We start from the raw sequence: 6226 nt of genomic DNA on the forward strand, positions 1-6226 counted from the left end.
TGCACGATTCGCCACGCGCAGTGGGTGCAGGAGACCGAACACGGCGACTGGCGCTTTGAGATCGAGGGCTCGCGCTTCCTGCACGGCATGGTGCGCGCCATTGTGGGTACGCTGCTCGACATCGGACAGGGGCGGCGTCCGGTCGATGACCTGCCGCGCGTCCTGGCAACCAAAGACCGCCGCGAAGCCGGACCCGCTATGCCGCCCGAGGGCCTGGTGCTGGAGCGCGTGCGGTACGAGGTATAACCTGTAGAGACGTCCCGCCGGGACGTCTCTACTGCAATTGCGTCGTCACCGCGTCGATACGCTCGACCAGATCCGCAAACGCCTGTTCGTAGCGGTCCATCCACGCGGTCAGGTCAGAGGCGTTGGTTTCCAGCTCGTAGCGCAGGCCCGGCAGCATCCACGAGGCGTATCCGCTGAACGGGTCGGGCGAGACGTAGAGCGAGCGGTGCAGTCCGCCCGATTGCAAGCCATCGGCATCCATGAGGGCGCGGCTCAGTTGCATGAGCGCCTGGTTTAGCTCAGGAGAGGCCGAGCGCCCGGCTTCCACGTACGCGTCGCGCGCTTCCGTAAAGGCCGCGGCTGCATTGGCCATGTTGTCGGCCTGTGTGCGGAGCGGGGCCGGGTCGAAGTCGATGTCGCGTTCGGTGGCGATCTCTTCAAGGGCGTCGAGGTGGGCGTGTGTGTCCTGCGCGTAGCGTTCCACATCGTAGGGCAGCACATCGGCATTGGCGAAGCGCAGCGCCAGGAGGCCGTCGACCTGGGCGAGGGTGGCCCCGCTCTGGAACGACGAGTCGCCGAAGCGCTCGTACCAGGCAAACGAGTCGTAGTTGGAGTGGTAGATCGGCGTGGTGCCCGACATGGAGAGCGACGCCGATGGCACGCCGATGTGCGTCACAAAGCCCACGTGGTCGGAGCCGCCGCCCAGGTTGCCGAGAGCATCGTTGGCGTCGTCGTGGCGCGTAGCGAGGTGGTCGTACACGGTGTCGGCTTCGTCGTTGGGATGCGGAACGGAGCGCGCAGCATCAAGAATCGGCTGCTTCATGAGCGGCGAGGCGGCCCCGCCAAAGCGCAGCCCGGTCGCAGCGCCATCCGCGTTGATGTAGGTAACGCCCCCCGCATCCAACTGCTCCTGCAGTTGACGCACCCACTCCAGCGAGCCCAAGATGCCGTATTCCTCGGCGTCCCAGTGCGCAATCAGGATGCTGCGGCGTGGGGCGCAGTCGCTATCGAGCGATCCGAGCGCGTCGGCCAGGGTGAGCAGCGAGGCGGTGCCGCTGTTGGGGTCGGTGGCGCCAAAGGCCCAGGCGTCGAAGTGGGACCCGAGGATGATCCATTCGTCGGGATGTGTGGTGCCTTCGAGTACGCCCACGACGTTGGTGGCACGGGTGATGTCTTTCGGCTGCTCCACCGACAGCTCCACGGTGAGCGCCTCGCCGCCAGTCACGCGGTAGGTGAACGGCAAGCCGCCTTGCCAGCCGCCGGGCACGGCGTCGCCCTGCATGCGCGAGAGGATTTCGCGGGCGGAGCGATACGACAGCGGGGCCACGGGGATGCGCGGCAAGTCGGCCTCATCGGGGTCGAGGCGTTCAGGCGTGTCGGGATCGTCGAGCGGGAGGGCGGGGCCGTTGGGCGTGAGCGGGTCGCCACCCAGCGGAGTCAGGATGGAGCCGCGCTGGATGCCGCTCTCATGCACGTAGCGTCCTTCGGGATAGGTGAGGCCCTGCGTGTAGCCGCTGTCGGCGGGATCGGTGTACATGATGAGTCCGGCCGCGCCGTATTCTTCGGCGTACTTGGCTTTGTATCCGCGAAAGTTGCCGCCGTAGCGCGCAATCACGATTTTGCCCGAGAGGTCGATGCCCATCTCATCCAGCTGCTGGAAGTCTTCGCGGCGTCCGTAGTTGGCGTAGACGATCTCGGCGGTGACGGTGCCCGAGGCGGCGTATGCGTTCCATCCGGGGCCAAGGTCGGGGTGATCCGAAAAGCGATCGTCCTCCAGAATGTCTTCCTGGATGCCCAGCGGCATGCGCTGCGGCGTAACGAGCGCGACGGAGGCGGAGGCCTGCTCGGGGTCGGGCATGTAGAGGTCGTACGGGTAGCGGTCTACCTGGAACCCAGCGGCCTCCATCTGCCGACCGATGTACATGCCGACATCGTCGTTGGCCTTGGTGCCGGCGGGATGTGGATCGGCGGTGAGGGCTTCGAGGTGGGCGCGGAAGCCGTCGGACGAGGGCGCGTCGAGGAATTGGGCTTCACACTGTTGCTGTGTGTCAGCGCGATCGGGGGTAAAGCCGGGCAGTGCCTGTCCGGAGACCGGACGAGGCCCGGCAGCGAGCAGGAGCACGGCACAAACGAGACAGAGAATCTGGGGACGCATGGCGGAGGGGCACAAGAACGGAGGCAATGGTGGATGTGCAGTATCGCTTTCGTTTCCATCAAACTCAAATACAGCACGGCTAACCTTTGCGTGCGCTGGTTCGTATGGTGTGTGCAAGCGCGTTGCTCACGAAACCATGGAGATGCAAAGCGCTTCCACTGTGCCCGTTTTCTGATCAACAGCCCCATGTTTTATGCCCGATATCGTTGCGCCGCCGCGTCCTGAGTCGGCCACCTTTCAGGTTGATACCGAATCGATGCCGCTCGAACAGGTGCTGGTGCATACGCCGGGCCACGAGATGGAACTGGTGGCGCCGGACAACCGCCTGGACCTGCTCTTCGACGACATTTTGTTTTTGGGCCATGCCCGCGATGAGCATTTGCTCATGTGCACGCTCTTTGAGAAGGTAGTAGAGGCGCCGGGGGCGGTCTTGCAGGTGAGCGAGTTGCTTTTGGATGTGTTTCAGCAGGAGGATGCGCGGGCTGATTTCATTGACCGGCTCTGCCGCGTGATGCCAGAGACGAACATCCAGGCTGTGCGGGATGAGCTGAAGCAGCTGGCTCCGAGCGAACTCCACAGTCTGGCGCTGACGGGCGAATCGCCGCTGCCGCTACAGCTGCCGCCGTTGCCGAACCTCATGTTTACGCGCGACCTGGCGGCGGTGGTGCACGACCGGATTGTGATTAGCCATGCGGCTACAGCGGCGCGCTCGCGGGAGAGCATCATTATGCAGGTGCTGCTGCACCATCACCGGTTCTTTAATGATGTGAAGGACCGCGTCATTACGCTGCCTGAGGGGGTGAACTTTGAGGGCGGCGATCTGCTCATGGCGGCGCCCGACGTGTTGCTCATTGGACACTCCGAGCGGACCTCGTTTGGTGCCATCATGGCGATTGCGCATCAGGTGTTTGAGCACACGCCCATTGAGCACGTGCTGGCGGTGGATCTGCCGAAGCGCCGCTCCACCATGCACCTGGATACGGTGTTTACGTTTGCCTCGCCGAACGAGTGCGTGGCCTTTCCTCCGCTGATCGACGACCCGAGCTACGGCTACGTAGTGCATCTTACCGAAGGCAGCGAGACGGGTCAGTTCATCACCGACATGCGTCCGAATCTGCGCGACGTGTTGAACGACTTGATCGACCGCGACCTTACCTTCATTCCGTGCGGAGGCCCGGAGCGCCTCAACCAGGAGCGCGAGCAGTGGACCGACGGGGCCAATGTGTTTGCGGTAGCGCCCGGTGTTATTGTAGGATACGAACGAAACCGCCGGACCTTCGAGGAACTGCGCAACCACGGCTACCGCGTGGTGTCGGCTGAAAACTTCCTGTCGTACTACGAAGACAGCACCTTTACGCCGGGCGATGAGAAGCTGGCCATTCAACTGGCGGGCACCGAACTCTCACGCGGACGCGGCGGCCCCCGCTGCATGACGCTGCCCCTGGCGCGTACGTCGGTTCATGATGTGTAATATCAAATCCGGTTGTATCATTGCAGTATCCCTGCGGTGTACAACGGTAACGACACGGCGTGCCGTGTCGCCACGTATGCGTATCCGACGGACGCCCCACGCTGCGTCGTTACACCGGGCATGATCCGTTCAACCAACAGACCATAACAACGCATGCGGATTTGGTATTAGATCGCAGATTAGATCGCAGAACACCAAAACAGCGCCCTTTGCATCCCCATGGCCCTGTCCTCGCTTCTCGACGCCGACCGCACGTGGATGCAGAAGGCCTTTCGCGAGGCCGAGCGCGCCTTTGACGCCGACGAGGTGCCTGTGGGCGCGGTGATCGTCCACGAGGGGCGCGTGGTGGGGCGTGGGCACAACCTGGTTGAGCAACTGGGCGACCCCACCGCCCACGCCGAGATCATGGCCGTTACGGCGGCCTGCGATACGCTCGGGCGCAAGTTTTTGCACGACTGCACGCTGTACGTCACCCTCGAACCGTGTCCGATGTGCGCTGGGGCGCTGGTGCATGCTCGGCTGAAGCGTCTCGTGTTTGGTGCCTACGACGAAAAAGCGGGCGCGGTGGACACGCTCTATCGCATCGGGCAAGACGAGCGCCTGAACCACCAGATTGAGATTGTGGGCGGACTTGAATCCGACCGCGCCTCCAACATGCTGCGGGCGTTCTTTCGTGCGAAGCGGGGGTAGGTGTGGATGAATTGAGGGGTGGAAGGATGGAGGATAGCGGGGGCTGTCACAGAGCCTCCCCCAATGTTGTAGGGACACGGCGCGCACGTGTTTAGCGTGGTTCCATGACCGCCCGGGATATCCGCTTCGCTCCTGATCCCGGGCTACGGGAAGGCGTTGTGCCCGTCCAAACCATAGCCGGGGATCGCTTGCATCCCCGGCAGCGTCCCGCCGCAGGCTTCACGGCTCCGATATAGCTTCGCAGCGTGTCCACAAGCGATTGGTGGCGTGGCGTTCTTTTTGACGAGCTACGTAATCGAGGAGGGGATCCATATGGCGGGGTGAAACCGTGAACGCGCCGTATCCCGACTGCCAGCGGAACGCATCCTGTCCCATTGCCTGACGCACGCGGTAACAACTTCCGCTCTTCGCTGCCTGTGTGAACTGGGCGACCGATAGGGTGGCAGGTAAAGCGACGACCAGATGCACGTGGTCCGCAATGCCCCCAATGCGTACCAGACGTCCGCTCACCGACTCGGTTTTCGCACGAAGCGCATCATACAGCAATGGTTCTACACGAGCCGTAATGAGCGGGTACCGCCGATATGTAGCTGTTACGATATGGTAGTACAACCGCGTGTAAGGCATGGTACGAGAGGTGGCATCTCATGAAATATGGTTTTTTAACAGGACACGATGAGATGCCCTTCGTAACGCTTCGCGCTGCAAGACCGCCCGGGATATCCGCTTCGCTCCTGATCCCGGGCTACGGGAAGGCGCGGCGCCCGTCCAATCCATAGCCGGGGATCGCTTGCATCCCCGGCTCTCGTTGGGGCTGAATCACCATCCGTACGTTTCACTTTCATTGGAAGCGGCACGTCGCTAAACAGATACCACGGCACGCCGTGTCCCTACGGGTTTGACCTGCAATGTACAGGTGGACATGATTACGGCAGCACCGCTACGGCCCGAAGCGGCGCGCCGCCAGCGCCTTCGATCTTCATGGGTAGGGCCATGAGGTGGGCGCCCGTAGCGGGCAGATCGTTCAGGTTCGTGAGGTTCTCGAAGACGGCAATGTTCTCCGGAAAGAGAATCCGGTGCGCGGCAAAATCCTCCGACGGTCCGTAGTCGATGCTGGGCGTATCCAGCCCAATGGCCTGAATGGATCGGTTCTCGACCAGCCACTCCGCAGCGTCGGGATGCAGGCCCGGAAATTCCAGATCGGGCAGCGCTTCCTCGCCGCGCTCTGCGGTGCCCATGTATGCCTCGCGGTCAGGGTAAAACTGCGCTGATCCCGTGTTCAAGAGTACCATCGCGCTATCGGGGATGCGGCCATGTTCGGCTTCCCACGCCTCGAAATCGGCCACTTGCACCTGATAGAGGCGGTCGTTAGCGGCCTGCTCGCGCACATCGACAACCACAGCCGGGCCAATGAGCCGATCTACGGGGATCTCCTCGGCAGTAAACTGCTCCTCGGCGGCCTCGGCGCTCTCGGCGAAGTGAAACGGGGCATCCATGTGCGTGCCGCCGTGCTCGGCGCCGGTAAAGACGTACGAACTGTAGAAGTAGCCGTTGGTCTCGCCCACAAACTCTTCGGTGAGTTCAAACTCCTGGGTCGCGGTGGGCCAGTAGATGCTTTCTTCGTTGAAGGGATGCGAGAGGTCGACCAGCTCGCCGTCGGGGAAGGCAACAGCGGTTGTGTCGGC

At 62.8% G+C, this 6226-nt stretch carries 5 protein-coding genes and 1 pseudogene; 3 read left to right on the top strand and 3 right to left on the bottom strand.

The window, feature by feature from the left end; all coding sequences use genetic code 11:
• Positions 1-246 (top strand): annotated as a pseudogene (locus R6U20_RS13310) (tRNA pseudouridine(38-40) synthase TruA); the annotation flags it as partial.
• Positions 247-274: 28 nt separating this feature from the next.
• Here R6U20_RS13310 and R6U20_RS13315 read toward each other — a convergent pair.
• Positions 275-2380 (bottom strand): M28 family peptidase, encoded by a 2106-nt coding sequence (locus R6U20_RS13315; protein ID WP_410338327.1) that lies wholly within the window; start codon positions 2378-2380, stop codon positions 275-277.
• Positions 2381-2573: 193 nt separating this feature from the next.
• On the opposite strand from R6U20_RS13315, the gene R6U20_RS13320 reads away from it, so the two are divergent.
• Positions 2574-3851, top strand: coding sequence for an arginine deiminase family protein (locus tag R6U20_RS13320; protein ID WP_410338328.1), 1278 nt, complete (start codon positions 2574-2576; stop codon positions 3849-3851).
• Positions 3852-4070: 219 nt separating this feature from the next.
• Positions 4071-4541 carry a tRNA adenosine(34) deaminase TadA gene (tadA, locus tag R6U20_RS13325; RefSeq protein ID WP_410338329.1) on the top strand — a complete coding sequence of 157 codons (471 nt, stop codon included), beginning with the start codon at positions 4071-4073 and terminating at the stop codon, positions 4539-4541.
• Positions 4542-4760: 219 nt separating this feature from the next.
• On the opposite strand, the gene tnpA is transcribed toward tadA, so the two are convergent.
• Both tnpA and R6U20_RS13335 read right to left on the bottom strand, forming a co-directional pair.
• Positions 4761-5168 carry an IS200/IS605 family transposase gene (gene tnpA, locus R6U20_RS13330; protein WP_410338330.1) on the bottom strand — a complete coding sequence of 136 codons (408 nt, stop codon included), beginning with the start codon at positions 5166-5168 and terminating at the stop codon, positions 4761-4763.
• A 299-nt stretch (positions 5169-5467) separates the two neighbouring features.
• The coding region (locus R6U20_RS13335; protein WP_410338331.1) for a cyclase family protein at positions 5468-6226 on the bottom strand (759 nt) is incomplete at its 5' end.

This window comes from Longimonas sp. (assembly GCF_046498435.1).
Lineage (GTDB): Bacteria > Bacteroidota > Rhodothermia > Rhodothermales > Salinibacteraceae > Longimonas.

What these genes read in the sequence shown, in the direction of transcription:
- tnpA (WP_410338330.1), bottom strand. Translation starts at nt 5,168, where the DNA reads ATGCCTTACACGCGGTTGTACTACCATATCGTAACAGCTACATATCGG.
- R6U20_RS13315 (WP_410338327.1), bottom strand. Translation starts at nt 2,380, where the DNA reads ATGCGTCCCCAGATTCTCTGTCTCGTTTGTGCCGTGCTCCTGCTCGCT.
- tadA (WP_410338329.1), top strand. Translation starts at nt 4,071, where the DNA reads ATGGCCCTGTCCTCGCTTCTCGACGCCGACCGCACGTGGATGCAGAAG.
- R6U20_RS13320 (WP_410338328.1), top strand. Translation starts at nt 2,574, where the DNA reads ATGCCCGATATCGTTGCGCCGCCGCGTCCTGAGTCGGCCACCTTTCAG.